Consider the following 26334-nt stretch of genomic DNA (forward strand, 5'->3'; position numbering starts at 1 on the left):
TCGGCCGTGAGGCTTGACCATAAAAAATTCTTAGAGAGGGGGGTGGTTCTCCACCCCCCGATCATAAACTGCCAAAAATCCTACAGACACGAAATGCGATTGTGAGAAACATACTGCGATGGCGCAAGCCAAAGCTAAGGGTTTCTCTGTGGCTATGCCGAGAGGGTCACACCCGTTCCCATCCCGAACACGGAAGTTAAGCCTCTCAGGGCCGATGGTACTGCATTGGAAACGATGTGGGAGAGTAGGTCGCCGCAGGGAATTTAATAGAAAAAGCCCCGTCTGAAAACAGACGGGGCTTTTTCGCGTCCAGAGACGGACTTTTTGCCTGTGCCTCTTTGTTCCTGTTGACTAGGCAACTCCACTCTCAAGCCCCCGTCGGGGCCTGCTTAGACCTTGCTCTTCCCCTGCAGCATGGGACATTGTGCAGGGGGCACCAACAGCGTCCCGGAGTTAAAATAGGCATCACGGAAACAGTATCCTGCTTTGCTCTGACACCTCGCCAGATTCTTGCAGTCGTAACATGCTGCTCCTTTCAGCTGTTCCGTCTTAGGGGTTGGGGAGTTCCGCAAGGGGTCACTGTTCCATACTTCGAGTATCGATGTCGCAGAGACGTCGCCTACGAACAGGGCTTCGTCTTCCGGAACGGTGTCGTAGAGCATCACTTTCCCGTCGGGAGTAATGGTCATGCTGCATTGTGCCCCAAAGGAGTGATCGCCTTCCCTCCAGCACCTCAGCTTCTCGTGAATTTCCGCATCCTCATCAGGTAGTGCGTTCACAGTTTCAGTAGCGACCTTCTGTATCGAGACAGTGTATTGGGGCGGTTCACATCCTATCGTCCTGAGGTCGATTTCAGGAAAGTCGATTCTGGCGTGACGGCACTGGTCGATGATGGAATTCCTGTCTTCATTGCTTAGGAATAAAGTTTCGTTTTTGCCGCGGGGGCTTCTGTTATAGGCTGCCACCGATATCTGACGCACCCCCATATCCTGCAACTCATCGACCCACTCGTAGATGTGTGGAGCAGTGAGAGCTGTCACCACAGCTTTAACCCTGACGTTGAAGCCTCTTTTCAACAAGTTCCTGATGCTGTGTACCGCCCTGTGGTAGTATCCCGGGCTGCCGGCCAGGTTGTCCGCCGTCGGCTCATTGGGGTCCATGTTCAGCTGCATCTCGCGCACGTATTGGTTGACCGGCTGGGTCATGCCGATGGAAACCAGCCTGTCTGCGATTTCATCGGTAATGTAGCACTTCGTGGAAAGAGCAAAGAGTATTTCTAGATCGATCAGTTCCTCTATCAGCTTCAACGCGTCCTTTCTAAAAAGCGGATCCCCACCGGATAGGGAAACCTGTTCGATCCCCATCGATTTTGCCTCACGCAAGAGCTCTTTCCAGCGCTCTGTTGACAAGAGTTTGCTCTCGGGGAGGCAGTGTCCTTTTGCAAAGCAGTACGAGCAGTTGGTATGACAGTCATTGGAAAACATCAGGTTCAACGAAATAGGTACAGCTGGTCTTTCCTGCGCCTTCCATTTCGATGCCTTTACCGCGAAATCAAACGGGTCGATTCGTTTGACATAAGGTTCCAGTTCCCGAGTCATGTTGACAACGGCATCATCCTCCCCGTTCGCCGCCATGATGACCCTTGTAACGAACTCCTGCGACATTTCCTGCGATTCCAGGTCGAAGGCGTATTGGGCTATCAGCGACAGGTGCCTGAAAGTCAGCCTGCCATCCATGAGTGCCAGAGTAGCGCCCATTTTAGGGGACAGCATGGAGCAGCGAGCCTGCTCCTGCTCGTAGCGGCATAGTAGTGCCCAATGACCATTTCGTTTCAGGCGCCAGTAAGGAGAAATTACGGGAACAGTGGTCTCGGTGATAGCCAGGTCCTTGCCCAAAACGGAACATTCTAGCGGCATGGTTTCCTCCTTCGAAATTCGCCTCTGTTTTTCAACCACACCAGTCTACTTCAACATTAAAAGCTGTCAATGTTGTGGCGTGGGCAGTAACACTGCAACAAATGTTGCTCGGCGTGTCCACAAGGGCAACGGAGAGCTCATAACTGGGGGCGTTGGTAGATTGGGCTTGGCTCGCTGGGGAAGGGTATGCTAATTTCTTGCGTATTCCACGGATGAGGCATGCGGAGTTGCCACGATGTCGACAGAATCGCAGATACGGTTGGAGCCGAGTTGGAAATGCTGTCTTCTGGACGAGTTTGAGAAACCCTACATGCGGGACCTCAGAGAGTTCCTGCGCAAGGAGATGTCCAAGCGGAAGGTGATCTATCCGAAAGGGAGTGAATACTTCAACGCCCTGAACTCCACTTCCTTCGATAAGGTCAGGGTCGTCATCCTGGGCCAAGACCCCTATCATGGGCCGGACCAAGCTCACGGACTCTGCTTTTCTGTGCCGCACGGCGTCGAAACGCCCCCCTCTCTGGTGAATATATTTAAAGAGATACAGGCAGATCTGGGGCTTGCGCCGGCTGATTTCCGGCACGGCCACCTCAGGGCTTGGGCCGACCAGGGCGTTTTGCTCCTCAACAGTGTTCTGACCGTCGAGGCAGGGAGGGCTGCGTCACACCAGGGGAGAGGGTGGGAGGTTTTCACGGACCGGGTGATTGCCCTCTTGAACGAGAAGAAGGAGCACGTCGTATTCATGTTGTGGGGAGCCTACGCTCAAAAAAAAGGAGCCGTTATCGATGATGCACGGCACCTGGTCCTGCGCGCACCGCATCCTTCACCGCTGTCGGCGCACCGTGGGTTCCTAGGTTGCCGACATTTCTCAAAGGCAAACGCCTACCTTGTGCAGCATGGCTTGGACCCGATCGACTGGCGCCTGTCCTGACCACTTCAAAAAAAACGGCCCGAGCATGTGCCGGGCCGTCCGTGTATCTTCGCTACAGTTTGTCTCTAATAGCTGAACTTGCTGATCTGCCCCTTGAGGTTTGCCGACAGCGCGTTCAATTTGTCGGCCGTGGTCATGGATTCACGGTTGGCCCTGACCGTTCCCTGAATGATCCCCGTTATCTGGTGGACGTTGTTGCTGATCTCACGGCTGGTGGCGCTTTGCTCCTCGGCCGCAGTAGCGATTTGTCCTATCTGCTGGGTCACCTCGCTGATCTGTTTTAGGATCCCTTCGAGACTCTGCCCCGACTTCACCGAGTCCTCGGCCCCCTTGGCCGCTTCCCTTGCGCTTTCCTGCATCACTTGCACCGCTCGTGTGGTCTCGTCCTGAATGGAACGGATATTGATCTCGATTTCCTTGGTGGCATGGGTGGTCCGCTCGGCCAAGTTGCGCACCTCATCGGCGACGACGGCAAAGCCGCGCCCCTGTTCGCCGGCCCGGGCCGCCTCGATTGCCGCATTGAGGGCCAGCAGGTTGGTCTGGTCCGCGATGTCCTGGATGGTGTTGATGATCTCACCGATCTGCTGAGACATGGCCCCGAGGCTGCTCACGCTTTCGGAGGTGAGGCGCACCTTCTCGTTGATGAGCTGCATGCCGCGTATGCTCCGCTCGACGTCGGCGGAGCCAATGGTGGCCATGTCGCAGGCGCGTTGCGCGCTTTCCACCGCCTGCAGGCAGTTCCTGGAAATGTCTGCGGAGGTCGCGGCCATCTCCTCCCCTGCAGTCGAAACCGTTTCGGTCTGGCCCGCCACTTCTTCCGTGGTGCGCGCCAACTGTTCGGTGCTGTGATGCAGTTCGGAACTCGCCTCCGTAACGGAGTTGGCATTTTCCGCAACCGTCTGGACGATCGCGTGCACCCTCTCGATGAACAGGTTGAAGTACCGGCTCGCCGTTCCTATCTCGTCCTCGGACTCGGCCAGGCGCCGGGTGAGATCCCCATCCCCCTCGGCAACGTGCTTAAGGGTCGCGATCAGTGCCCGCATCGGCTCGAGCGCCCTGCGCATGACCAGGAACGCGACCAGCGCCAGGAGTCCGGCCAACAGCACAGAGATGCCCAGGCTCAGGTACTTCAGATCATCAAAAACGGCGAGAAACTGCGACTTCTTATCCCCAACGAAAAGGGCGCCGATGACTTTCCCCTGGCTGTCAAGCAGCGGCAGGTAGGACGCAAAATGGGGGGTGCCCAGGATTTTGGCTTCGCCGATGTAAGCGGTAGCGCGGTCTATGACCGCTTCCCTGGCTGCTCCTTGCAGCGAGGTACCTACCGCCCGGCTGCCGTCATCCTTCTTGATGGTGGTGGCAACCCGGATGTCGCCCCGGAAGATGGTGGCTTCGCCTCCGAAGATATCCTTCATTTTGTCGGTCAAATCATTGCGACCATCGAGAACGGTGCCGTTTGCCTGCAGCTTGCCATCCACGACTGCGAATCCGGAGCCGTTGGGAGCAACGAGCTCGCGGAAGGCCTTCGTACGTGAGGTGAGGCCGACGGTGACCTGGCGGGTGATCTCCTTCTTGATCACGTAAAGCGTGACTGCCGATGTCGTTATGGTGGCAAACAGGACGATGGCCACGTTCGCGATGAAAATCTTTTTGCTGATGTTCATTAATGTCGACCTCTTCTCACGGATGTGTAAAATTTGGTGCCGTCAATTTGTATTACATATCGGCTTAGGCACTAGAATATTTAGGGAATTTGAACGTGAAATTGTATACAGTATGCCGGCGGTCGCTCGAGCTTCTTTACCGCGGTTCACTGGCATAGTGGCATGGGAGTGATGTCTGAGGACAGAGACGGGCTGTGCTAGAAAAGCGGTGTTTGTGATAACGAAATTCAGTTGCAATCTTAGAGGGCGTTGCCTATATTGATAATATCCTGAATTGCAGTTGAAAAAGGAGGTTCGTCATGAAAGGTATTGTCAGGAAGTTGGGTTTCCTTGTTACCGTTACGCTCATATCCGCCCTTCCGGTGACTGCTGAAACAGGCATGGGGATGAACGGGGGTGATAATTTTCAGAAAGATGAATGCCTGCTGGTAGCACAAAACTGCCGAGACAGCGTTGATTCGCTGCAACAGAGGATCGACAGGCTCCATCGTGAGATCGGCAAAGGGACCAGCGTGTACACGCAGGAAGAACTGAGAAAACTGGAGTTCCAGCTCAAAGACGCCATCCAAACCATGGAAGTCCTGACCAGGGGCGGTGCGTAACTGAGCGTTGCAGAACAAAATCCGGATTTCAAGAAAATGGGGGCTGTGGGCTAAGCCTCCATTTTTTTGCCCCTGGTCTTTAGGGAGGCGCGGTCACTGCTACAAATGCCGCAAAAGCCTTCTGCAACTGGTCGAAAAGGGCGGGCAGTGGTGCTAGGTCCCGCTCCTTTGCGGCCTGTTCCATCTGTGCCGCTATCTTGCGCATGCGCGGCGCACCCATGTTGGCCGCCGTCCCGGCGATGGTGTGTGCCTTGAAATAGCAGGTCTCGTGGTCCCCCCGCTGTAGTGCTTCATTGAGCAGGCGAATGTGCTCGGTTACCGCTTCCACGAACTTTACGACGAACAGGCCCACCAGCTCCTCGTCGCCGTCCAGCCGCTCCAACAGGTCACCCAGGTCGAAATCGGGCTCCTCGCCTGTCGCGGGAGGCACCGACTCCGGTCCGGCGAAGACGTCGGACGGTTGCTCATCGCGCGCGACTTCGCTGCAGAGCTTCCTGATCACGGCGTTCAGTTCCTTCTCCCGCACGGGCTTGGAGATATGGCTGTCCATCCCGGCCTGGCGGCAGATCTCCACATCCTCCTTCATCGCGTTGGCCGTCATGGCGCAGATGTGCACCCTTTGTCCCGTTCCTTTTTCACGGCAGCGGATAATCCTGGTGGCCTCCAGCCCGTCCATGATCGGCATCTGCACGTCCATGAAAATGAGATCGTAAGGCGACCGGCCCCACTTCTCCAGCGCCTCCTCGCCGTTTGCGGCGCAGTCCACCTGGTGGTTGCCGGTCTTGGCGATGAGCTTCAAGGAGATGAGTAGGTTGATGGGAACGTCATCCACCAACAGTATGCGCAGCGGGCCGAGCGCCTCGACGGTCTGTTCTTCCGCGTCCTCTGTCGGCATCTCGCCGGGAAGCGGGAGCCGCGCCTGGAGGGTGAAACTGAATACGCTCCCCTCGCCAAGCCGGCTCTCCACACCGAGGGTGCCTCCCATGAGCTCCACGAGACTTCTGCTGATGGAGAGGCCGAGACCGGTGCCGCCGTAGAGCCGCGTGGTGGAGCTGTCGGCCTGGGAGAATTTCTCGAAGATGACATCCAGCGCCTGGGGCGCGATGCCGATTCCGGTATCCGCGACGGCGAACTTCAAAAGCACCCCTCCCGCCGTGTGCTCAAGGAGACGGCAACTGACGGTGATGGCCCCCTTGTGGGTGAACTTGAGAGCGTTCCCCACCAGGTTCCCGAGCACCTGGCCGATGCGCACCTGGTCCCCCACGACCAGCTGAGGCAGCCCCTGTCCCATCTCCAACTGGACCAGCACGCCCTTTTCCTGCCCGCGCAGGATGAAGGGCTGCAGGGACCGGGCGAGGAAGCGATGCAGATCGAACACGATCTTCTCGAGCGTGATCATGCCCGCCTCCACCTTGGATATGTCGAGGATCTCGTTGATGATGGTGAGCAGGCTTTCGGCACAGTCGGACAGCGACCCCAGGTAGTCCTGCTGCACCTGGTCAAGGGGCGTGTCCATGAGCAGCCGGGCCAGGCCGATCACGCCGTTCATCGGGGTCCGGATCTCGTGGCTCATGTTGGCGAGAAAGATGCTCTTCGCCGCGGTGGCCGCCTCGGCCTGTACCAGCGCGTGCTCCAGTTCGGTGGTACGCTGCTGTACCTTCAGCTCCAGGTTCTGCATGTGCTCCTGGAGCATGTCGTAGAGCTCGGAGTTTTCCACGGCATAGGCGGTGTTGATCAGGATGCTGCTCAGCGCGTTCAGCGTCGAGACCTCGGTGTTCAGGTGATTTCCGGGCATGATGCCGGCGAACATCCCCCTGATGCGGCTGTTGGTGGCCAAGACGTGCAGCACCAGCGTCTCGCTGCCGGAGATGGTGGGTACCACGACCGGGTGGTTCTGGTTAAGCGCCCAGGCGAAGGTGCCGTCCTGCACCCTTGCCTCCACCTCTTTACGTACCGCAGCCTTGGCCTTCTCCGGCTCGCAGACCGTCAGATCAAAGGAGGAGTCCTCGTCTATGCCGAACATGGAGAGTGTCACGAATGGGATCAGCCGCCTCAACTGACCGAAGACGGCCTTGATGACGAAGGAGGACTCCTTGAGGCGATAGATGTCCGACTGGAAATCGCTGCAGGCGGTGAGGACGTCGAGAGTCTTCAGGTAGTTGAGGTTGCTCTCCTCGAGGAAGTTCACCCTTTCCTGGAGCTTGCGGATCTGGATGTCCCGCGCGTCATCGGGCGGCATCTTCCCCCCCGAAGAGTGCGGAAACAGTCTGTTCGTAGGTGGCATCGACCTGCTTCACCAGCGTCGGCAGGTAGAAGCTGGAGATCTGCAGCCGGTCCCAGACGCCCAGGTCCAGTTCCGGTACGAAAATCTCTCCGCTGTTGCCTATCTGCAGCGCGTGGGCGATCAGGTCGGCGAAGTGCAGGATGGCTCCCTCCCTCGGGTACTGGTCCCCCTTGCTGCTGTCGTGGTGGGTCCCCACCGGCTCGGCCACCCGCGGGGGGATCTTCCAGCGCTTGAGAAGGGCGCTGCCGACCTCGGCGTGGTCGAAACCGAGTTTCTCCCGCTCGGAGCGGTGCAGAAGAGATCCCGTCGCGCGGCATTCCTCCAGCAGTTCCAGGCAGATCTCGGGTATCTTGACGTACATCACCAGTCTCCCCACGTCGTGCAGGATCCCGGCCACGAAAAAGCGCTCCAGGTTGGACTCCCGCTGGCTGGTGGCCAGTATCCTGGAGGCGAGCCCGGTGGCGATGCTGTGCTTCCAGAACTGCTCCATGTTCACCAGGTCCTCGGGGATACCCTTGAAGACGTCCATGACCGAGAGGGCCAGGGCCAGGTCGCGCACCTGGAGGACCCCGATGATGGTGACGGCCTGGGTGATGGTGTCGATCTTGGAGAAGTAGCCGAAAAGCGGGCTGTTGGCGAGCTTGAGGATCCGTGCCGTGAGCCCCTGATCCTCGGCGATGATCTTCGCGATGTCGCCGATGGAACTGCGGGGATGATCGATCGCCTCGGACAGCTGCGAATAGAATAGGGGGAGGGAATGGATGGTGGATACATCCTCCACCATGTGTTCCACCGACAGTTGAGGCTTACGCAGCACGGCTCGCCCTCCTCTCGGTGCAGATGCGCATCAGCTCCTTTATGGCGGGATGCTCCGGATCGTTGTAGATGAACAGACGCTCCATTTCCGCCCTGGCTTCGGCGAGGAGCTCCGGGTCGATCTCCTGGCTCAGGGGGGGGGACGTCTCGACATCCTCAGCGACGGCTTCGCCTACCACCTCGACCTCGAGCACGCCCCACATGCGGAAGATGGAGAAATGCTTTTCGGTGAGCTCGGCGCCGGCGGGAAGGAGCATGCGACCGCTGCGGTCGCAGACGTTACGGCTTAGGACCATGCCGGGGGTAAGGTTGTCGATATGAACCACTGCCAACGCAAGGCCTCCTCTGGGGGGGGAGCTGGCTGCAACTGAGCCTGTTTTGATAGTATCGGCCGGCGGTAGATTTTACTTTAGGGAAGATAAAGCTACCGCAAGGAGCTGTGAAGAGTTCATGCCGGTTCGCCGGCGGAAACTAAAATATATTTAAGTCAATGTCTCGCCGGCGTCACAAGAGTTGACATCTGCGGTCACCCCTGTCTTTAATATGCGGATGCAAAGATCACATCACGACGACCCTCGCTCATCCAAAGCGACCTTCTGGTTGATACTGACCACCGTCTTTTGGGGCGGCAGTTTCATCTTCAACAAGATCGGCTTTCGCGAAATCCCCCCGATCACCTTCCTGTTTTACCGCTTCGCGCTGGCGACGCTGCTCATGGGACTTTTGTGCCTACCGCGGCTGGGGCGTTTCAACTGGAGCACCCTCAGGACTGGGCTCGTGGTGGGGCTTGCCCTGGCGGCCACGAACCTCTCCTTCGTCCTCGGGGTAAGCGGGACCAGCGTTTCCCGCGCGGGATTCCTGAACAACCTGTTCGTGCTGCTGATCCCGCTGCTTTGCTTCGCCTTCTGGCGCGAGCGGCTGGACCGCTTGAGCGCCGCCGGGCTGGTGCTTGCCCTGGCGGGGCTCTGGCTGCTCGCCCGGGGGGGCGTCGACGGGTTCAACAAGGGCGACCTGCTGTCGACCCTGTGCGCGCTGTTCATCGCGCTGCACATCATCTCGGTGTCGAAGCTGCTACGGGACGAGGACATCTACCTGTTGAGTTTCGTGCAATTCGCAACGGTGGCCGTCGTCGGAGGGACCCTGGACCTGCTCTTTCCTTCGGCCCCCCTGTCCGTCACCTGGGTCTCGCTCGGGTCGCTCATCTACTGCGCCATCTTCCCGACCGTGATCTGCTTCACCCTGCAGAACACCTACCAGCGCTACACCACCCCCACCAAGGCGGGACTCATCTACACCATGGATCCGGTCTGGAGCATGCTCGGGGGGACGCTGCTTCTGGGTGAGAGGCTGACCGCCGAGGAGTGGACCGGCTGCGCCTTGATCTTCGCCGCCGTGGTGCTCCCCCTGTCCGTCAAGCGCCTGCGCGAGCGGCAGCTCGGGATCGACTACCGCGCCGAGGGTGCTGCTGCCGACTGATCCCTCGCCCCTGGGCGTTGACATCGCGCCGTTGCGGGCTACGCTCACCCCGTGATCTTCTCCCCTTCAGGAGGAACCATGCCAGAACTGCCCGATCTCACAATCTACGCTGACAATCTGAACAAGGCCTTGGCCGGCAAGAAAGTTCGCAGGGTGGAATACCACCAGAGGGGGAAACTCAACGTTTCCGATGCCGAACTATCCACGGCCGTTGCGGGAGCAACGCTCGCCGGCGTGGAAAGAACCGGGAAGCAGGTCGCCTTCCGGTTCGGCAACGGGACCATTTTGCGGGTGCACCTGATGCTGACCGGCGGCTTCGTCCTGACCGACTCCGGCCACCTCGACCGCCTGCGCTACCCGGTGCTTACCGTTACCTTCGACGACGGCTCCGTCCTTGCCGTCAGCGACGAAAAGGGATGGGCCAGCGTCGCCCTCAACCCCGGCGATGAGAGGGACGTACCCGACGCCCTTGACTTGACGGTCGACCAGTTGCAGCAGCTCTGCCGGAAGAAGCCGAGGACCCTGATCAAGCCGCTGCTGCTCGACCAGGCACTCATCGGCGGTATCGGCAACGCCTACGCCGACGAGATACTGTGGGCCGCGCGCATCTCCCCTAAGTCCCCAGCCGGCAAGCTCCCTCCAGAAGCGGTCCGGGCCCTGGCGGCCGCCATCCCGCAGGTGCTCGAAGATGCCATCGCCGAACTGAGGAAGCGCCACCCGGACATGGTCTCGGGTGAGTACCGGGAGTTCCTGAAGGTGCACCGCCCCGAGCTGAAAACCTCGCCTACCGGTGCCAGGATCATCAAGGAAAACGTGCAGTCCAAGCGAACCTACTACACCGAGGAACAGCTGCTGTACCAGTAACGGCGCTCCTTTGTGCTGTCCCCGCCACCCGATCTTCTTTAGCCAGCCTTCAAGGCGCCCGCAAGGGCGCTTTTTTCGTTTCACCTTCCCTGTCTCTCCAGGGGCCCAGCCCGAGCGGGTTGACAAGAGGGCGAAGCCCGCTACTTTTAGATGGTTAGATTTTGTTAATCTGACACATCATCGGCTTCGGCCACAAAAAGGAGGCAACATGAAGAGAAAACTGGTGTGGATGGCGGTGGTTTCCCTGTTTGCGGTATGTAGTCTGGTTCTTCCGGCGCTGGCGGCCGAGAAGCTGACCATGGGCGAGAAGTCGTTCGTGAAGGACGCGGCCAGCTCGGGGATGATGGAGGTGGAGCTGGGGCAGATGGCCAAGGAGAAGGGGAAATCACAGGAGGTGAAGGATTTTGGGCAGATGATGGCCACAGACCATGGCAAGGCCAACGACGAGCTGAAGAGCGTCGCGGGGAATCGGGTGAAGATGCCGACCAAGCTGGAGCTGAAGCACAAGGCCACCGTGGACAAGCTTTCCAAGGCCTCCGTCGACGAGTTCGACAAGAAGTACGCCGAGGCCATGCTGAAGGACCATAAAAAGGATGTGGAGAAATTCAAGAAGGAAAGCAAGAAGGTGAAGGATCCGGAGCTGAAGGGGTGGATCGACAAGACCCTGCCGGTGCTGGAGCAGCACCTGCAACATGCGAGGGAGATGGCTCGCAAGCTGGGCGTTGCCGAGAAATAGCCGCCGGCTGCAGCCATGCAAGGTTCAAAGGGGGAGGGGCTTCGTCGCTAGACGAAGCCCCTCTTCGCTTGTGCGCGCCCCGGTGACCCACGGGTCAGAGGAGGTTCTCAACCGGCAACTCGGGACAACGAAAAAAGCCCCACCCTTGTGGGGCGGGGCTTTCGATGCGGGGACGCGGAACGCCGGCCCGAGGGACTAGAGCACCCGCAGGAACGCGACCAGGTTGTCCTGCTCCTCCTGGGTGAGCCTTAAGCCCAGGACCAGATCGAAGAACTTCACGGTGTCCTCGAGCGTCAGACAGCGGCCGTCGTGCAGGTAAGGGGGGCTCTCCTTGATCCCCCGCAGGGTGAAAGTCTTGATGGGGCCGTCGCCCGGTTCCCTGGTAAACCGGTCGAGCTGCAGGTCGTGCATCTGCTGGTCCAGGTAGAACGGGGCGGGATGGCAGGCGCCGCACCTCCCCTTACCGAAGAACACCTTCTGCCCGGCCAGCTCCGCCTGGGAAGCCCGTTCCGGCGCGAGATAACCGGCCGGGTCCAGCTTGGGTGCCGGGGGCACGTCGAACATGTTCTGCATCTGGGCCATGTGGGCGACCTGGACGCGGCTTATGACGTTCATCCCCTTCTTGGCAGCATGGATCTCGTCGCCGTTGAAGTAGGCGGTGCGCTGCTCGAACTCGGAGAAGTCCTCGACCGAGCGCAGGCTCCGCTTGGAAGCGTGGATCTGCTGGTTGTAGAGCCCCCTGAGGCTCACGGTGTCGAGCCGGAAGCGACGTTCCTGGGGGCGGATGTCCGGGCTCAGGTGAAACTGGGCCGTGGTGTGGCCGTTGACATGGCAGTCGAAGCAGGCAACGCCGAGGCTTGGCCTGTCGCTCTTCCTGTCGTCGGTGGGGTTGAATTCCTCCTGCGGGAAGGGGGTCACCAGCATGCGCAGGCCGTCGAGCTGGACGGGGGTGAGGAGGTCCTTGAAGAGGCGGTAGTAGTTGTTGATGGACACCACCTCGCCGCGCGACACGTCCCCCAGTTCCGGCCGGTTCTGCAAAAAGATCGCCGGGGGGAATTCCGGGAGGAAGGGCTCGGGAAGGTCGAAGTCGACGTCGAAACGCTGCAACCTCGGGAACATGTCGATCTGCATCTGGGGGAAGACCTGGCCGCCGTTGACCTGTTTTGGGTGGGGGAGCGGCGGGTAGGGGAACAGGTTCCTGGACCTGATCTCCGCAGGGGGGAGCGCCGCCAGCTTCTCCCAGGAAGTTCCCTCCCCCAGGCGCGCGGTGGGGCCGACGGCGACCGGCTTGCCGCGCGACATCCTGACGTCCGGTGACAGCCTGGGGCGCAGGTCGTAGCGCGATTCAAGCAGGCGTCGCTGCGTCTCCATGACCTTGGGTTTTTCCGCCACATCCTTCTGGCGCACCTCCTGAAAGGTCGTCATCGGCTTCTTGGCATCCAGCGGGTCGCGGTAGAACTCGAAGCCAAGGGTCTTCCCCTCGTCGGGCTGGTTCCTGAAAGCGGTTGACGAGGGCTCGGCCTTGGTCGCGCTGAAGAGGTCGGACTGGTCGTGGTTTCCCTTTTGCTGCTCCGGGCGGTTTTGGGGGACATCCCGCGGGGTCTGGGCTTCCAGGACCGCGTCCGGCGGGGCACTGCGGGGCGCGTGCCCCTCCGCGGTCCAGGAGTTGACCGCGGGAAGAATCAGAGCCGCTGCAAGAAAGAGTGATGACACCACCGTTGCATCTTTTCTCATACGTAGCTCCTTTGTGTCTGGAATATTTGAACACGCTAATTTTTCCACAGTCGGCGGATAAGTCAAACCGGTTCGGAGGGGGGCCGGACAGGGGCGGTGCTGTATCCAGCCTCACCCTTTGCCGTGGCAGGGTGGCATTGACAGGGCAAGTGTGGGCGGGTATTTTGGCTCTGGGTTAGCTTTTGCAGATATTGAAGCCTGGGAGTATACTGAAACAGTTGCGAAACGCCCCTTAAAGGAGGGCTAAGTCATGAGGGAAATCCGGATCAGTGCCCTTTTCATTTCGTTGTTTGCGGCGGCTGTATCAATGACGGGTGCCATTACGACAAGCTACGCGGATTCCGGCGCGCGCGGCGAAGCTTTCACCCGTGGAGCCGGTCGAGGCGGAGAGGTCGTGGGCCGGGCGGCAGGGCGCGGTGGCACCACCTACAGCCGGGGCTACAGCCGCGGCGGCTACAGCTATGGTGGCCACAGGGGGGGCGGGCACTTCTCGGGCAGTGTCTATATCGGCCCGGGCTGGGGCTACTGGGATCCATTCTTTTACCCGTACTACTACCCGTACCCCGCATACCCGTACTACTACAACCCTCCGACCGTCGTGGTGCCGCAGGAGCCGCAGGAGTACATCTCCCCGGACACCGGGACCGGCGAGGAGCAGACCGGCTACTGGTATTACTGCCGCAAGCCGGAAGGTTACTACCCGTACGTGGAGCGTTGCCCCAGCGGCTGGATGAAGGTGGTACCCAACACGCCACCTCCCGCTCAGCCAGAGGAAGATAAGGAGGATTGACAGATGATGAAGACCAGGACAGCAGTTTGGTCGCTGATCGCCTTCCTGGTGCTTGGTGGCTGTGTCACCATGCCCACCGGGCCAAGCGTGAGGGTGCTGCCGACCCCCGGGAAGTCGTTCGAGCAGTTCATGGCTGAAGACGCGCTCTGCCGCAGGTACGCCGAACAGCAGCTCGGTATGAGCCCGCAGGACACGGCAAACCAGAACACCGCCACCAGCGCAGTCGTGGGGACGGCCATCGGTGCCGGGGTGGGCGCTATGTTGGGCGCGGCCAGCGGCAACGCAGGTGCCGGTGCGGCGATCGGCGGCGGTACTGGCCTTCTCTTCGGCGCGGCAAGCGGCTCCGAATCCGGTCGGGTCTACGGCTACGAGGCCCAGCGCCGCTACGACAACACCTACGTGCAGTGCATGTACGCCAAGGGGAACCAGATCCCGGGATCGGTGCGCAAGGCACGCCGGGCCAGGCCGTACACCCCGCCCCCCCCTCCCGACATGTACTCGGTTCCGCCGGATTACTATCCGGAGCGTTGAAAGTAAATGGGGCGCCTTCCCGGGCGCCCTTTCTTATGGGCGGCGGTGCAGCCCGGTCCCTGCTCCCCTGTTGGATTGAGGTTATTAAGCGGCTGTGGTATTGTGCCAACCTGCGCAAGCCGCGGGTGCGCCACCCGCGGTTGCAGTTTTTCAGACAAGAGGTCCATTCTTGACAACTTCCGCAAACTTCAAGTTCCTGCTGCCGTGGGGTGCCGCCGTGGCCAGCGGCGTCCTCATGTTCCTCGGTTACGCCGGTTTCGACCAGTTTTACCTCGAGTGGTTCTTCCTGGTCCCCCTGCTTTGGGCGCTGCGGGGGCAGCGCCTGGCGCGCGCCTTCTGGCTCGGCTGGCTGGCCGGCATCGTGGGGCACGGCGGGGGCTTCTACTGGATCATCCAGATGTTCCAGCAGTTTGCCGGCGCCCCCTTTATCGCCGGTGTCTTCGGTCTGCTGCTCCTTGCCGCCGCCAACGGCATCGTGCTGGCGGCATGGGCCTGGGGAACCCGGCTGCTGACCCGCGACAGGCAATGGTACGTGCTCTGGGTGGCACCGGTCCTTTGGACGGCGATCGAGAAGTTCTGGCCGGAGGTCTTCCCCAACTACCTGGGGGCGAGCCAGTACCGCATCTCGCACCTGACCCAGATCGCCGACTTCTCCGGCATCCTCGGGGTCTCCTTCCTGGTGGTCTACATCAATGCCACCCTGTATTGGGCGACGGTCAGCTGGCGCGAGCAACGGAGCGTGCCGTGGCGCGCAGTTTCGGCGCTGGCCGTTACGCTGCTGCTGGTGGCGGGGTACGGGGAGCTGCGCATCCGGGAGGTGGATGGAAAGCTTGCCACGGCGCAGAGGCTGACCGTCGGTCTGGTGCAGACCAACCGGGGCGCGGCCGACAATCACCTGGCGGTCGACCTCATGCAGAAGGAGCATCGCGACCTGTCCCGGGAGTTGGTGGCGGCACAAAAGCCCGACCTCGTGGTCTGGCCCGAAGGGGTGCTGAGCGTGAGCCTCTCCTCCCGCGAGGGGAGCCTGCCCACGTGGGCTCTGGGCGACCTGCAGACCCCGCTCCTCTTCGGGAGCTGTCTCCGCATCGACGAGGAGGGGGAGACCCGCTACTGCAACAGCGCCCTTCTGGCCGACGGCTCGGGGCGCATCCTGGGAAGCTATGACAAGACGGTGCTGGTTCCCTTCGGCGAGTACATACCCTTCGGCGACGTCTTCCCGCAGCTCTACGCCTGGTCCCCCTACAGCGCCAAGTTCTTCTCCGGAAGGAGCACCGAGCCCCTGAAGCTGGGGAACCACCTCCTGTCGGTGAGCATCTGCTACGAGGACATCTTCCCCACCCACATCAGGAAGCTGATGCGTGGCGGGCGCGAGGGACGCACACCGGCGGTGATGTTCAACCTGACCAACGACTCCTGGTACGGCAAGTCGGTCGAGCCGATGGAGCACCTGGCGCTGGCGAGCTTCCGTTCCATCGAGAACCGCCGCTCCCTGGTGCGGGTCACCAACACCGGCATATCGGCATTCGTGGATCCCGTCGGCCGCATCGTCAGCCGCACCGGGGTCTGGACCCGCGAGGTCCTGGTGGACCGGGTGCCGCTTCTGGAAGGGGGGACGCTGTACGGGGCGGCGGGAGACTGGATCGGCTGGCTCTGCGCTTTCATCTCGGCGTGCGGGATCGCCGCAGCGACTGTTTCTAAAAAAGCGCGCGCCTCCGTTTGACTGAAAAACATAATCATCTATAGTCTCACTGGGTAAAAAGCGCAGTTACAGCCCACCTCACAGAGAGCGCGTTCAGGCTATGTGATCGGTCGGAAGGAAACAATGGCGAGAACGACTGGAAGAGCAGGCACGAGAAACGGCGAGCTTCCCAAGGGAAATACCTCGCCGCTGGGCGCCACGGTGACCCGGGGAGGGGTGAACTTCAGCGTCTTCGCCAGGGACTGCACCGGGGTAGAACTGCTCCTCTTCGACGACGCCAACGACGCCACCCCCTCCCGCGTCATCTCCCTCGATCCCAAGTGCAACCGCACCTACCACTACTGGCACATCTTCGTCCCCGGTATCGGCCCGGGCCAGCTCTACGGCTACCGCGTGGCCGGCCCTTTCGAGCCGCAACGGGGACGGCGCTTCGATCCGGGGAAGGTGCTCATCGACCCCTACGGCCGCGCCGTCGCCGTTCCCGACGGGTACCGCCGTGGCGACGCCTGCCTTCCCGGCGACAACGCGAAGAGCGCCATGAAGAGCGTGGTGGCGGACCCGCGCGGCTACGACTGGGAAGGGGACCTGCCGCTCAAGCGCCCCTACACGAAGACGGTCATCTACGAGATGCACGTGGCCGGCTTCACCAAGCACCCCTCCTCCGGCGTCGCCGAAGGAAAGCGCGGCACCTACGCCGGCCTCGTGGAAAAGATTCCCTACCTGAAGGATCTCGGCGTCACCGCCGTGGAACTCCTCCCGGTATTCCAGTTCGACCCGCTCGACGCCCCCCTGGGGCTGCGCAATTTCTGGGGCTACAGCCCGGTCTCCTTCTTCGCGCCGCATGCCGCCTTCAGCTCCAAGAAGGGGCCGCTGGGGCCGCTGGACGAGTTCCGCGACATGGTCAAGGCGCTGCACAAGGCGGGCATCGAGGTGATCCTGGACGTGGTCTACAACCACACCTCGGAGGGGGATCACAAAGGCCCCACCTTCTGTTTCCGCGGCTTCGCCAATGATGTCTACTACTCCCTCGCCGCCGACGGAAGCTACATAAACCATACCGGCTGCGGCAACACGCTGAACGCCAACCACCACGTGGTGCGCCGGCTGATCATCGATTCCCTGCACTACTGGGTCAAGGAGATGCACGTCGACGGCTTCCGTTTCGACCTCGCCTCCATCCTCTCCCGCGACGGTCAGGGGCGTCCGCTCAAGAACCCTCCCATCCTCTGGGACATCGAGTCCGATCCTGCGCTGGCGGGGATCAAGCTCATCGCCGAGGCCTGGGACGCCGGCGGCCTGTACCAGGTGGGGAGCTTCATCGGCGACAGCTGGAAGGAGTGGAACGGCGAGTTCCGCGACGACGTGCGCCGCTTCCTCAAGGGGGACGAGGGGGTGGTGTCCCGCTTTGCGGCCAGGATGCTGGCAAGCCCCGACATCTACGGCCACCAGGAGCGCGAGCCCGAGCAGAGCATCAACTTCGTCACCTGCCACGACGGCTTCACCCTCAACGATCTGGTCTCCTACAACAAAAAGCACAACGAGGCCAACGGCGAGCAGAACCGGGACGGCTCCGACGCGAACCTGAGCTGGAACTGCGGCGTCGAGGGACCGACGTCGGACCCGGCCATCGAGGCGTTGCGCAACCGTCAGGTGAAGAACTTCATGGCGGTCACCCTGCTCGCGCTGGGGACTCCGATGATCCTGATGGGGGACGAGATGCGCCGCACCCAGCGCGGCAACAACAACGCCTACTGCCAGGACAACGAGCTGGGGTGGTTCGACTGGGACGGGCTGGCGGTCCACCCGGGCATCTATCGATTCACCAGGGAGCTGATCAGGGCGCGGCTCAGGCAGGGCGACACCTCCTCGGAGACGCTCACGCTAAACCAGCTCCTCGGGCAGGCGCGCCTTGAGTGGCACGGCGTCCACCTCGGCACCCCGGACTGGAGCTACCAGTCGCACAGCATCGCCCTCACCGTGTGGAGCGCCTCGAAACACCTGGTGTTCCATTACATGGTCAACGCCTACTGGGAGCCGCTCAGCTTCACCCTCCCCCCGCCGAGAAGGCTTCCCGGCGGCGCCTGGCACCGCTGGATCGACACCTCGCTGGCATCCCCCGACGACATCACCCCCTGGGACGCGATCCCGGTGGTCGACGGCGACAGCTACCGGCTCCCGCCGCGCAGCCTGGTGGTGCTGGTGGCAAAGCGTCACCCGAGAAATTCCTCCCGGCCGGTTGCCCCGGCCGCTCCGTGAGGGGAAGGAGCTGATATGTCCTCCGTGTTCGGTACCCTGTTCAGAGTTTCCACCTTCGGCGAGAGCCACTGTCCGGCGGTCGGCGCCATCGTCGACGGCGCGCCGGCGGGGATGTGCCTCTCCGAGTCCGACATACAGCCTCAACTGGACCGCCGCCGTCCAGGGCAGAGCGAATTGAGCACCCCGCGCGAGGAGGAGGACGTGGTCACCATCCTCTCCGGCGTCGAGGGGGGCGTCACCCTGGGCACACCCATAGGCCTCATGGTGCATAACCGCGACCAGCGCCCCGGCGACTACCAGGTGATGTCCCAGGTCCCCCGCCCTTCGCACGCCGACTACACCTACCAGGTGAAGTACGGCGTGCGTGCCTCCAGCGGCGGCGGTCGTTCCTCCGCCCGTGAGACCATCGCCAGGGTGGCGGCCGGCGCCATCGCGGAGAAGTTCCTGGCTGAGCGCCACGGCGTGGAGATCGTGGCCTGGGTGGACAGCGTGGGAGCGCTCGAAGCGGGGGACGTCGACTTGGAACGGGTTGATCGCCGGCAGGTGGACGCGCACCCGGTCCGCTGCGGCAACCCCGCCATGGCCCAGGCCATGGCCGACCTGATCGCCCAGGTGAAGAGCAGGGACGATTCCGTCGGGGGGACTGTCTGCTGCGTCTGCCGGAACCTCCCCGCCGGGCTGGGCGAGCCGGTCTTCGACAAGCTGGAGGCACTTTTGGCGCACGCCATGCTCTCCATTCCGGCGAGCAAGGGGTTCGAGATCGGTTCCGGGTTCAGCGGCAGCCGCATGCTGGGGAGCGCCCACAACGACCCCTTCGTGGACAAGGGGGGGCGACTGGGGACAGCGACCAATTACTCAGGAGGCGTGCAAGGGGGGATTTCCAACGGGGAGCCGGTCTACTTCCGGGTGGCCTTCAAACCTCCGGCAACGGTAGCCCTGCCGCAGAAGACGGCGCGCTTTGACGGCAGTGAAACGGTCCTGGAGGCGAAGGGGCGCCACGACCCCTGCATCGTCCCCCGGGCGGTACCGGTGGTGGAATCGATGGCGGCGCTGGTGTTGATGGATCTGTTGCTGCGGCAGGAATATCGGAAGAGGTAGGCGCTAGGGGGGGCAGGCTTGCCGGACCACCCGTCCCATGCGCGTGTCGTCCGGCAGGTACTCCCACTGGGTGGCTGCGGCAAGGTCGGTGGATTTCAGGATGGTCCCGTTCCGGTCCAGGTGGCTCGACGCCAGCAGGTGCCCCTCCCGCTCGGGGCAGTCGATCTCGTAGCTGTAGAGCGTCTCCTGGAGCAACGCCGACTCCGGCATCCCTTTCAGCAGCTTGATCGCTTCTTTTCTCCCCTCTTCGCTGTAGACCACCCGGGTCCTTACCTGGATCACCCCTTCGCGTACGGTCACATTGCTGTTTCTGTCGTAGTAGAAGCTGGACTGCCCGTTCTGGTCCATGAAAAGCCAGTCGGGCGGGGCGCACAGCGCCGTTGCCGAGTAAAGGGACGCCGCGCACAACGTGGCATGAAAGAGCCAGACCCGCATCGGTTACCCCCTCGAATCCGATTCCTCCGCCCGCAATTTCACCTTCTGCATCTCCGTTTCCAGGTCGGTCAGGATTTCCTCTTCCCCCCTCACCACCCCCTGGACCTTCAGGGACTTGCGCAGCAGGTCCAGGTCGTACTCCAGGTAGAGCGGGGCCACCGGGCTCTGCCGCGCCGATTTCACGATCTTCCTGACGATGAACCCGGTAAATTGCGGGTGCTCCAGCAGCTCGTGGCGCAGTTCGCCGTCGTAGGGGCGTGCCAGCACCCGTTCCTTGACCCTTTCCCCGCGGAGCGCCATCTCCGCGATGAATACCCCGGGCTCTTCCTCGGTGACCCGTGCCTCGGCCACCCCCTGTATGTAGCGCTCCGGGTGCTGCAGCCTGTCCATAAGCATGTTCCACAGCGTCTTGTGCTCGCAATGTACCACCACCTGCAGGGTGCGGACCAGCATGGGAGCCTCCTGATCGTGTCGTTGCGCTGCGGCCTGGGATCGGGCCGACCTAAGTATAAAACGCCCTCTTACATGGTCAAGCCCCGTGAACCCCGGAAACCCAAGGCTTGGGTGATGGTCGCGGCGAAATTGACAGCTGGGCTGCTGGGGCTACAATGGGAAAATTGTTCGGACCAGCGGCAAAATCAAACAACCGATACAGGCCCCAGGGAGGCTGTCATGTCCAAGGAAGGCGGTTTGCGGTCCCTGGCGGAAGGACACCCGGTGCTCGTGGCAATGGCGGCCGGCCTGGTTGCCGGTGCGGTGGCGGCCGTAAGCGACAGGATGTTGGACCCGTTGGTGACTCAAAAGCAGAAGAGGCGTGACCGGCGCGTGCGCGAGGCGCCGGCCCACCGGATGGCGGGCCCGCACTTCGGGGCGAAGCTCCTGGGGCGCAGGTTGGATGCGAGGGAGAAGAAGCGGGCCAGGGCTCTCTTCGGCGTTATCTACGGCCTGGGGTGGGGGGTGATTCACGGCAGGCTCACCGGGAGATATCCATTCCTTACCCGCTGGGGCGGTCTTCCCTTCGCCGTCCCCTTTTTCTTCGCCTGCGACGGCTTGATAGCGCCCAGCCTCGGCTTGTCCCCGCGTCTGGGGCGCATCCCCTGGCAGCCGAGCGCGAAGGAACTCGGTAATCACATCGCCTGGACCGCCGCCGCCGAGTTGGTGCACCGGGTGGCGGGGGTGAGATCTTGAGGTAATGGCGGCCGGGGCCGTGCCAGGCGACAGACTGCATGAAAAGAGGGAGTCAAAGCATGTCCGCACGAAGAGACAACCTGAGGGGAGAGCTGCCCAAGTGGCTGAACGCGGCGCTTATTTTCGGCACTTGCGCCGTGGTCGCGGCCATGGAGCTCAGGCGTCCGCTCCGGAGGGAGAAGGAGGACAAGCTGCGGCGCAACGAACGTAACGCTGCCTTCTCCGTGATCGCCGCTACGACCGTCGCGCTCGCCGAGAAGCCGGTGGTGGGGCCGCTTGCCCTGCGGGTGCAGGCAAGGCGCCTGGGGCTCGTGAAACTTCTTTGCCTCCCGGCCTGGGCGGAAGTTGCGCTGTCCGTCGTGCTCCTCGACTACACGCTCTACATCTGGCACGTCCTGACCCACAAGGTCCCCTTGCTCTGGCGCTTCCACAGGCCGCACCACGTCGATCTCGACCTCGATGCCAGCACCGCGCTTCGCTTCCATTTCGGCGAGCTGCTGCTGTCGGTTCCCTGGCGGGCGGCGCAGGTCCGCCTGATCGGGGTCGCACCCTTCGCGCTCGCCTTATGGCAGACCCTTACCCTGATGGAGATCCTGTTCCATCACTCGAACCTGAGGCTCCCCCATCGCGTCGAGCGGCGTTTGTGCCGCTTCATCGTCACTCCGCGCATGCACGGGATCCATCATTCGGCGGTCAGGGAGGAAAGGGACTCCAACTGGTCCACCATCTTCTCGTGGCCGGATTACCTGCACGGCACCATCCGGCTCAACGTCATGCAGGACTCTTTGGACATCGGGGTGGCCGGTTTCCAGGATCCGAAGCAGCTCACGCTGGGCAGGGTGCTGGCGATGCCGTTCACCCCGCAGGTGGAGGCGGAAGGTCCCAAGCGCGAACCGCTGCCGGTGCCGACGACCGTGCTGGCAGTGTGACTGTCTCCCTTACGAAAAACGAAAGAGACCCATCGGGAGTTCCCGGTGGGTCTCTTTTTTTGCCGTGTGGGGGGGGGAGAGTCAGGCCAGCGGTCCCCGGGGCGGGTCCTTGGGCCGCGTCTTCACCACGCCGGTCAGGATGCCGATGCCCAGCAAAATGATGGAGACGATGGCGATCTTGAACATGGCCACCCCTGCCGCGACCAGGGCCCAGGCGACGCCTGAGATGATGAGAATGAACCCGATGATGTAGAGCGCGAACGACATGGGATCCTCCTTGAGCCAGGATGGACGGTCGGTTGCAATGCTGAAGATTATTGATTTTTCGACAGTGTAAATGCTAGCGGGAGGGGGGCGGTTGTCAATGGCGGGGAGGGGGCTGCGCGGCGGCGCAACCGTGCCGATCAGGCTTCCCGGTACAGCGCGCCGAATGCGTCGAGGTGGGTGAGGTACAGCCTAGTGTCGAATTCGAGCTGGTGGTAGTTGGGTTCCATGTACTCGCAGAGCTGGTAGAAGGCCTTGTTGTGCTCCTTCTCCTTGAGGTGCGCCAGTTCGTGCACCACTATCATGCGCAGGAACTCGACCGGGGCCGTCTTGAACAGCGTGGCGATCCTGATCTCGTGCTTCGCCGTGAGCTTGGCGCCCTGGACACGGGACACGAAGGAATGCAGGCCGAGGGCGTGGTTGATCACGCTGATCTTCGGGTCGTAGCTCACCTTGCTAAGCGGCTGCGACTTGCGGAGGAACTCGTTCTTCAAGTTGACGGTGAAATCGTAGAGTGAGCGGTCGGTCCTGATTTGGTGCGGGGTAGGGTACTTGGCCAGCAACACGTCCCCCAGTTCGTTGTTCGCCAGCAGGCGCTCCACCTTGGAGGTGACTTGTTCGGAATATCCTGCCAGGTATTTCAATCCGCGCATTCTTTCTTCCCGGGATGATGGTGTGCGACTGCGTCGCGAAGGTAGCACATCGCCCCGGGAAGTGCAAACGAGACGCGCAGAGTCAGAGCCGCAACGGCAACCTGCTGGCGCGCTCGACCATCCTTTGCATCATGCACCCCAGGTAGCGGGAGCCCCGTTCGCTTGCCGCCAGCTTCTGTTGCACGGCCGGAAGCCTCAGGATGGCACCGACGAGGGCCGCCATGGCCCGGTGCCCCGGATCAGGGTCTCGCAGCGGCTGCTGCAGCAGTTGCAGATGGAGCTGCCCCCGAACTGCGCGTTGTCAGCCACCTGGATCAGGTTCTGCTCCCTGCACTGCTGGAGGAGCTCGATGCAGCGCTCGGGGGACGGTTCAGGTTGTGGCGGCACGGAATTGTGCCATGAAATCAGCTCTATAGGTTTGGCTGTATGTATTTGTCAACCGCTGGCCGTTGCCAGGTTGACGAACCCGGGCGCCTGTGCTAATAAAAGGGCTCCGCTTTTACGCTGTTATGAGAGGAGAAACTGTGCAGACATTCGCAGAAGAACTGGACCAGTTGCGCTCCGAGGGGCTGTACCGCAGCATGAGGGTGATAAAAGGGGCGCAGGGGAGCCACGTCGATCTGGACGGTAAAAGGGTGCTCCTGCTTTGTTCCAACAACTATCTCGGGCTGGCCGATCATGCCGCACTGCGCCGGGCCGCGGTCTTCGGCGCGGCCTTCGGGACAGGAAGCGGCGCGTCGCGCCTGGTTTCGGGCAGCATGGATCTGCACGAGAAGCTGGAGGAGCGGATCGCCCGGTTCAAGGGGACGGAAAAGGCGCTGGTCTTCAACTCCGGCTATGCCGCCAACACCGGGATCATCTCCGCGCTGGTCGGGCGGGGTGATGCCATCTTCTCGGACAAGTTGAACCATGCCAGCATCGTGGACGGGGCCCTGCTGTCGCGGGCGAACTTCCACCGTTACCCGCACCGGGACATGGCGGCCCTGGAGCGGTTGCTGCAGGAAAAGCCGGGGACCGGGCGGCGCCTGATCGTCACCGACGGGGTTTTCAGCATGGACGGCGACATCGCTCCGTTGCGGCAGATGGTGCAGCTCGCCCGGCAATACGGTGCCCTGCTCATGGTCGACGATGCCCACGGCACCGGGGTTCTCGGTGCTACCGGGCGTGGCACCGCCGAACTCCTTGGGGTGATGGACGGCGTGGACATCCACATGGGGACGCTGGGCAAGGGATTGGGGAGCTTCGGAGCCTACGCGGCTGCGTCGCGGACGATCTGCGAATACCTGGTGAACAAGGCCAGAAGCTTCATCTTTTCCACCTCGCTTCCTCCGGCGGTTTTGGCGCCGTCCATCGCGGCACTGGACCTGGTCGATTCTCGCGAGGGGAAGGAGTTGCGGGACAGGCTGTCGGCGAACGTCGCGCTTTTCAAGAACAGGCTTGCCGCTGCGGGCTTCGACACCATGGGGAGCGAGACCCAGATCGTCCCCGTCTTCGTGGGACCGGCCGAGGCGACCATGCAGTTCAGCAAGGAGTTGCTGGACGAGGGGATCTTCGTGCAGGGTATCAGGCCTCCCACCGTACCGGCGGGAAGCTGTCGTCTGCGCTGCACCATCATGGCTACCCATGAGGCCGCCGATCTCGAAGCTGCTGCCGACACCATCGCCCGGGTGGGGAAAAAGCTTGGTGTGATTTGAAACCGGTTCAAAGCGGTTACTGCTTTTCGTAATTTCAGAAGGAGAAAGTCGGGTGACCCTACACTATCAGGAAGCAGGCGCGGGAAGACCGGTGGTATTCGTCCACGGCTGGGCCATGTCCGGGCGTGCCTGGCGTTTCCAGCAGGAGCTGGCGGATGCCGGGCGCCTCATCTTTTTGGACCTGCGCGGCCACGGCCATTCTGCCCCGGCTCCGTCCTACACCATCGACGATTACGCCTCGGACCTCGCCGCGTTCTTCGAAGAACTCGCTTTGCAGGACGCGGTCCTGGTGGGGTGGTCGATGGGGGTGCAGGTGGCGCTGCAAGCCTTCCCGGCACTGCGGCCCCGTCTTGCCGGGATGGTGCTGGTGGGAGGCAACGCCCGATACGCCAGCACGGACGATTACCCGCACGGCAAGCCGCCGGTCGAAGTGAAGGGTATGGGGCTGCGCCTCAGGCGCGACCACCAAAAGACCATGGGCGACTTCTTCAAGGGGATGTTCGCCGAAGGGGAGCTGGACCACGCACTCTACCAGCGCATCGTGCACGGGATCGTGATGGGGGGGCGCTCCGCCGACCCTGAGGCGGTCATGCAATCGCTCAACATACTGTCCACGGCGGACCTGCGGGAGCAACTGCCGCAGGTGGACCGGCCGGTGCTCGTCGTTCATGGCGAGCTGGACACCGTCTGCCCTGCCGCTGCCTCGACCTATTTGGCGCAGCGGCTCCCGATGGCGCGGCTGGAGATATTCCAGGGGTGCGGTCACGCCCCCTTCATGACCAGGCCGGAGCGGTTCAACGAGCTGTTCAGAAATTTCCTGGAGGCACTCTAGCCCCTCCGGCGGCACTCCACTAACCCCTTCTTCCGGAGGGGGAGAATGGAGGCAAGGACGTCGGATTCCCCCTCCCTTAACCCTTCCCCTCCGGGGGAGTGAGTATCATTCGGTAAGGTATCGATGGCAGCAGAGATAGACAGAGACAAGGTGCGGGAGTCGTTCCACCGCCAGGCTACCGATTACGACCGGCACGCCGTGGTCCAGGGGAGGGTGGTCGAGAAGCTGCTCGGGCTGCTGCAGGCGGAAGGGGTGAGCCCGGCTCGCCTGCTGGACATTGGCGCCGGGACCGGGAGGCTCCTGGCGCGCTTGACCGATCTGTATCCGGACATGGACGCCGTCGGCGTCGATCTCGCGCCGGGGATGTGCCAGACGGCGGCCGAAAACCTTGCCGGCAGGCGGGTACGCATGGTGAACGCCGATGCCGAGTCGCTACCCTTCGAGGCGGAGAGCTTCGACGTGGTGGTCTCCACCTCGACCTATCAATGGCTCGCCACGTTGGACCAGGCGTTCTCCGAGGCGCGCCGCGTGCTGGCCCCCGGCGGGGTGTTCTGTTTCGCCCTCTTCGGGGAGCGTACCCTGTTCGAACTGCGGGAGTCCTACCGGGCGGCAGTCGAAGGGGGGGGCGACCGCACCCACAGCTTTTTCCCCTGCGCAGAGGTGTCGGCCGCCTTGGAGCGGACTGGCTTCGAGGCAGCGCGGGTCGGCTCCGAGCTGGAGGTGGAACTGCACCCCGACGTGCCGGCACTGCTCCGCTCCTTGAAGAGGATCGGGGCCGGGAGCACGGCACCCGCCAGCGGCAGGGGACTGGCGGAGCGCAGGGTTATGCTGGAGATGATGGCGAGCTACCGCTCGCGCTTCGGCAGCGAGGCGGGGGTGCCGGCGACCTACGAGGTGGTCTACGGGGTCGCCCGCAAGGGAGGGGGCGAATAATTATTCGCCCCT

General features: G+C 62.1%; 26 protein-coding genes and 1 rRNA gene. 16 read left to right on the forward strand and 11 right to left on the reverse strand.

The genetic code is table 11. The annotated features are described in order from the left end of the window. Positions 1-144 precede the first annotated feature (144 nt). Positions 145-261 (forward strand): 5S ribosomal RNA (rrf, locus tag KOM00_RS15935). A gap of 128 nt (positions 262-389) precedes the next feature. On the opposite strand, the gene KOM00_RS15940 is transcribed toward rrf, so the two are convergent. Continuing rightward, entirely contained in the window at positions 390-1916 is a 1527-nt protein-coding gene (locus KOM00_RS15940; RefSeq protein WP_216499929.1) for a radical SAM protein, read from the reverse strand. 235 nt (positions 1917-2151) lie between these two features. Between KOM00_RS15940 and ung the strand changes: the two genes are divergently transcribed. After that, positions 2152-2844: a uracil-DNA glycosylase gene (gene ung / locus KOM00_RS15945; protein ID WP_216499930.1), complete on the forward strand. Its 693-nt coding sequence runs from the start codon at positions 2152-2154 to the stop codon at positions 2842-2844. Positions 2845-2909: 65 nt separating this feature from the next. Here ung and KOM00_RS15950 read toward each other — a convergent pair whose 3' ends face one another. Next, a complete protein-coding gene (locus tag KOM00_RS15950; RefSeq protein ID WP_216499931.1) occupies positions 2910-4508 on the reverse strand; it encodes a methyl-accepting chemotaxis protein in 1599 nt (532 codons plus the stop codon). 299 nt (positions 4509-4807) lie between these two features. On the opposite strand from KOM00_RS15950, the gene KOM00_RS15955 reads away from it, so the two are divergent. Next, positions 4808-5110, forward strand: a complete 303-nt coding sequence (locus KOM00_RS15955; protein ID WP_216499932.1) for a hypothetical protein — start codon at positions 4808-4810, stop codon at positions 5108-5110. 79 nt (positions 5111-5189) lie between these two features. Here the strand turns inward: KOM00_RS15955 and KOM00_RS15960 are convergent, their stop codons facing one another. The 3 genes from KOM00_RS15960 to KOM00_RS15970 are packed head-to-tail and all read right to left on the reverse strand — an operon-like array spanning position 5190 to position 8536. Beyond that, a complete protein-coding gene (locus KOM00_RS15960; protein ID WP_216499933.1) occupies positions 5190-7349 on the reverse strand; it encodes an ATP-binding protein in 2160 nt (719 codons plus the stop codon). Then, positions 7336-8211: an HDOD domain-containing protein gene (locus tag KOM00_RS15965; RefSeq protein WP_216499934.1), complete on the reverse strand. Its 876-nt coding sequence runs from the start codon at positions 8209-8211 to the stop codon at positions 7336-7338. Before KOM00_RS15965 ends, KOM00_RS15960 begins: the two co-directional genes overlap by 14 nt. Continuing rightward, the gene (locus tag KOM00_RS15970) at positions 8201-8536 is read right to left on the reverse strand and encodes a hypothetical protein (protein ID WP_239027673.1); all 336 of its coding nucleotides are present in this window, start codon (positions 8534-8536) and stop codon (positions 8201-8203) included. The genes KOM00_RS15965 and KOM00_RS15970 overlap by 11 nt, the downstream gene beginning before the upstream one ends. A gap of 223 nt (positions 8537-8759) precedes the next feature. Here KOM00_RS15970 and KOM00_RS15975 point away from each other — a divergent pair, with 223 nt between their 5' ends. The 3 genes from KOM00_RS15975 to KOM00_RS15985 all read left to right on the forward strand — a co-directional run bounded on the left by KOM00_RS15975 (position 8760) and on the right by KOM00_RS15985 (position 11286). Then, the gene (locus KOM00_RS15975; RefSeq protein WP_216499936.1) at positions 8760-9686 is read left to right on the forward strand and encodes a DMT family transporter; all 927 of its coding nucleotides are present in this window, start codon (positions 8760-8762) and stop codon (positions 9684-9686) included. A gap of 78 nt (positions 9687-9764) precedes the next feature. Beyond that, positions 9765-10550, forward strand: a complete 786-nt coding sequence (locus tag KOM00_RS15980; protein WP_216499937.1) for an Fpg/Nei family DNA glycosylase — start codon at positions 9765-9767, stop codon at positions 10548-10550. 208 nt (positions 10551-10758) lie between these two features. Then, a complete protein-coding gene (locus KOM00_RS15985) occupies positions 10759-11286 on the forward strand; it encodes a DUF4142 domain-containing protein (RefSeq protein WP_216499938.1) in 528 nt (175 codons plus the stop codon). 195 nt (positions 11287-11481) lie between these two features. On the opposite strand, the gene KOM00_RS15990 is transcribed toward KOM00_RS15985, so the two are convergent. Continuing rightward, a complete protein-coding gene (locus KOM00_RS15990; RefSeq protein ID WP_216499939.1) occupies positions 11482-13020 on the reverse strand; it encodes a cytochrome B6 in 1539 nt (512 codons plus the stop codon). A gap of 394 nt (positions 13021-13414) precedes the next feature. On the opposite strand from KOM00_RS15990, the gene KOM00_RS15995 reads away from it, so the two are divergent. The 5 genes from KOM00_RS15995 to aroC all read left to right on the forward strand — a co-directional run bounded on the left by KOM00_RS15995 (position 13415) and on the right by aroC (position 19394). Then, positions 13415-13810, forward strand: a complete 396-nt coding sequence (locus KOM00_RS15995; RefSeq protein ID WP_236027025.1) for a hypothetical protein — start codon at positions 13415-13417, stop codon at positions 13808-13810. Between the two features lie 3 nt (positions 13811-13813). Beyond that, on the forward strand, positions 13814-14341 hold the full coding sequence (locus KOM00_RS16000; RefSeq protein WP_216499941.1) for a YMGG-like glycine zipper-containing protein: 528 nt from the start codon (positions 13814-13816) through the stop codon (positions 14339-14341). A 169-nt stretch (positions 14342-14510) separates the two neighbouring features. Continuing rightward, positions 14511-16061 (forward strand): apolipoprotein N-acyltransferase, encoded by a 1551-nt coding sequence (gene lnt, locus KOM00_RS16005; protein ID WP_216499942.1) that lies wholly within the window; start codon positions 14511-14513, stop codon positions 16059-16061. 102 nt (positions 16062-16163) lie between these two features. Continuing rightward, the gene (glgX, locus tag KOM00_RS16010) at positions 16164-18296 is read left to right on the forward strand and encodes a glycogen debranching protein GlgX (protein ID WP_216499943.1); all 2133 of its coding nucleotides are present in this window, start codon (positions 16164-16166) and stop codon (positions 18294-18296) included. Between the two features lie 15 nt (positions 18297-18311). Next, positions 18312-19394, forward strand: coding sequence for a chorismate synthase (aroC, locus tag KOM00_RS16015; RefSeq protein ID WP_216499944.1), 1083 nt, complete (start codon positions 18312-18314; stop codon positions 19392-19394). Between the two features lie 3 nt (positions 19395-19397). Here aroC and KOM00_RS16020 read toward each other — a convergent pair whose 3' ends face one another. Together KOM00_RS16020 and KOM00_RS16025 are read right to left on the reverse strand one after the other, a co-directional pair. Next, complete coding sequence (locus tag KOM00_RS16020; protein ID WP_216499945.1) at positions 19398-19829, reverse strand: hypothetical protein; 432 nt, start codon at positions 19827-19829, stop codon at positions 19398-19400. A gap of 3 nt (positions 19830-19832) precedes the next feature. After that, positions 19833-20282, reverse strand: coding sequence for a hypothetical protein (locus KOM00_RS16025; RefSeq protein ID WP_216499946.1), 450 nt, complete (start codon positions 20280-20282; stop codon positions 19833-19835). A 219-nt stretch (positions 20283-20501) separates the two neighbouring features. On the opposite strand from KOM00_RS16025, the gene KOM00_RS16030 reads away from it, so the two are divergent. Together KOM00_RS16030 and KOM00_RS16035 are read left to right on the forward strand one after the other, a co-directional pair. Further along, positions 20502-21017: a DUF1440 domain-containing protein gene (locus KOM00_RS16030; RefSeq protein WP_216499947.1), complete on the forward strand. Its 516-nt coding sequence runs from the start codon at positions 20502-20504 to the stop codon at positions 21015-21017. Between the two features lie 59 nt (positions 21018-21076). Continuing rightward, positions 21077-21946, forward strand: a complete 870-nt coding sequence (locus KOM00_RS16035; RefSeq protein WP_216499948.1) for a sterol desaturase family protein — start codon at positions 21077-21079, stop codon at positions 21944-21946. Between the two features lie 81 nt (positions 21947-22027). Here KOM00_RS16035 and KOM00_RS16040 read toward each other — a convergent pair whose 3' ends face one another. The 3 genes from KOM00_RS16040 to KOM00_RS16050 all read right to left on the reverse strand — a co-directional run bounded on the left by KOM00_RS16040 (position 22028) and on the right by KOM00_RS16050 (position 23086). Further along, entirely contained in the window at positions 22028-22213 is a 186-nt protein-coding gene (locus KOM00_RS16040) for a hypothetical protein (RefSeq protein WP_216499949.1), read from the reverse strand. Positions 22214-22350: 137 nt separating this feature from the next. Further along, a complete protein-coding gene (locus KOM00_RS16045; protein WP_216499950.1) occupies positions 22351-22863 on the reverse strand; it encodes a M48 metallopeptidase family protein in 513 nt (170 codons plus the stop codon). A gap of 82 nt (positions 22864-22945) precedes the next feature. After that, positions 22946-23086 carry a hypothetical protein gene (locus KOM00_RS16050; RefSeq protein ID WP_216499951.1) on the reverse strand — a complete coding sequence of 47 codons (141 nt, stop codon included), beginning with the start codon at positions 23084-23086 and terminating at the stop codon, positions 22946-22948. Between the two features lie 301 nt (positions 23087-23387). On the opposite strand from KOM00_RS16050, the gene bioF reads away from it, so the two are divergent. The 3 genes from bioF to bioC all read left to right on the forward strand — a co-directional run bounded on the left by bioF (position 23388) and on the right by bioC (position 26322). Next, complete coding sequence (gene bioF / locus KOM00_RS16055) at positions 23388-24557, forward strand: 8-amino-7-oxononanoate synthase (RefSeq protein WP_216499952.1); 1170 nt, start codon at positions 23388-23390, stop codon at positions 24555-24557. 52 nt (positions 24558-24609) lie between these two features. Next, the gene (locus tag KOM00_RS16060; RefSeq protein WP_239027560.1) at positions 24610-25389 is read left to right on the forward strand and encodes an alpha/beta fold hydrolase; all 780 of its coding nucleotides are present in this window, start codon (positions 24610-24612) and stop codon (positions 25387-25389) included. Positions 25390-25512: 123 nt separating this feature from the next. After that, a complete protein-coding gene (gene bioC / locus KOM00_RS16065) occupies positions 25513-26322 on the forward strand; it encodes a malonyl-ACP O-methyltransferase BioC (protein ID WP_216499953.1) in 810 nt (269 codons plus the stop codon). Positions 26323-26334: the final 12 nt, after the last annotated feature.

The organism is Geomonas diazotrophica (assembly GCF_018919385.1).
In the GTDB taxonomy this organism is placed as follows: domain Bacteria; phylum Desulfobacterota; class Desulfuromonadia; order Geobacterales; family Geobacteraceae; genus Geomonas; species Geomonas diazotrophica.

Coding starts and splice junctions, on each gene's coding strand:
- KOM00_RS16045 (WP_216499950.1), bottom strand. CDS start 22,863: ATGCGCGGATTGAAATACCTGGCAGGATATTCCGAACAAGTCACCTCC.
- KOM00_RS16035 (WP_216499948.1), top strand. CDS start 21,077: ATGTCCGCACGAAGAGACAACCTGAGGGGAGAGCTGCCCAAGTGGCTG.
- KOM00_RS15950 (WP_216499931.1), bottom strand. CDS start 4,508: ATGAACATCAGCAAAAAGATTTTCATCGCGAACGTGGCCATCGTCCTG.
- KOM00_RS16040 (WP_216499949.1), bottom strand. CDS start 22,213: ATGTCGTTCGCGCTCTACATCATCGGGTTCATTCTCATCATCTCAGGC.
- KOM00_RS16030 (WP_216499947.1), top strand. CDS start 20,502: ATGTCCAAGGAAGGCGGTTTGCGGTCCCTGGCGGAAGGACACCCGGTG.
- bioC (WP_216499953.1), top strand. CDS start 25,513: ATGGCAGCAGAGATAGACAGAGACAAGGTGCGGGAGTCGTTCCACCGC.
- aroC (WP_216499944.1), top strand. CDS start 18,312: ATGTCCTCCGTGTTCGGTACCCTGTTCAGAGTTTCCACCTTCGGCGAG.
- glgX (WP_216499943.1), top strand. CDS start 16,164: ATGGCGAGAACGACTGGAAGAGCAGGCACGAGAAACGGCGAGCTTCCC.
- KOM00_RS16025 (WP_216499946.1), bottom strand. CDS start 20,282: ATGCTGGTCCGCACCCTGCAGGTGGTGGTACATTGCGAGCACAAGACG.
- KOM00_RS15990 (WP_216499939.1), bottom strand. CDS start 13,020: ATGAGAAAAGATGCAACGGTGGTGTCATCACTCTTTCTTGCAGCGGCT.
- KOM00_RS15975 (WP_216499936.1), top strand. CDS start 8,760: ATGCAAAGATCACATCACGACGACCCTCGCTCATCCAAAGCGACCTTC.
- KOM00_RS15955 (WP_216499932.1), top strand. CDS start 4,808: ATGAAAGGTATTGTCAGGAAGTTGGGTTTCCTTGTTACCGTTACGCTC.
- KOM00_RS15940 (WP_216499929.1), bottom strand. CDS start 1,916: ATGCCGCTAGAATGTTCCGTTTTGGGCAAGGACCTGGCTATCACCGAG.
- KOM00_RS16020 (WP_216499945.1), bottom strand. CDS start 19,829: ATGCGGGTCTGGCTCTTTCATGCCACGTTGTGCGCGGCGTCCCTTTAC.
- ung (WP_216499930.1), top strand. CDS start 2,152: ATGTCGACAGAATCGCAGATACGGTTGGAGCCGAGTTGGAAATGCTGT.
- KOM00_RS16000 (WP_216499941.1), top strand. CDS start 13,814: ATGATGAAGACCAGGACAGCAGTTTGGTCGCTGATCGCCTTCCTGGTG.
- KOM00_RS15985 (WP_216499938.1), top strand. CDS start 10,759: ATGAAGAGAAAACTGGTGTGGATGGCGGTGGTTTCCCTGTTTGCGGTA.
- KOM00_RS15980 (WP_216499937.1), top strand. CDS start 9,765: ATGCCAGAACTGCCCGATCTCACAATCTACGCTGACAATCTGAACAAG.
- KOM00_RS16050 (WP_216499951.1), bottom strand. CDS start 23,086: ATGGCGGCCCTCGTCGGTGCCATCCTGAGGCTTCCGGCCGTGCAACAG.
- KOM00_RS15960 (WP_216499933.1), bottom strand. CDS start 7,349: ATGCCGCCCGATGACGCGCGGGACATCCAGATCCGCAAGCTCCAGGAA.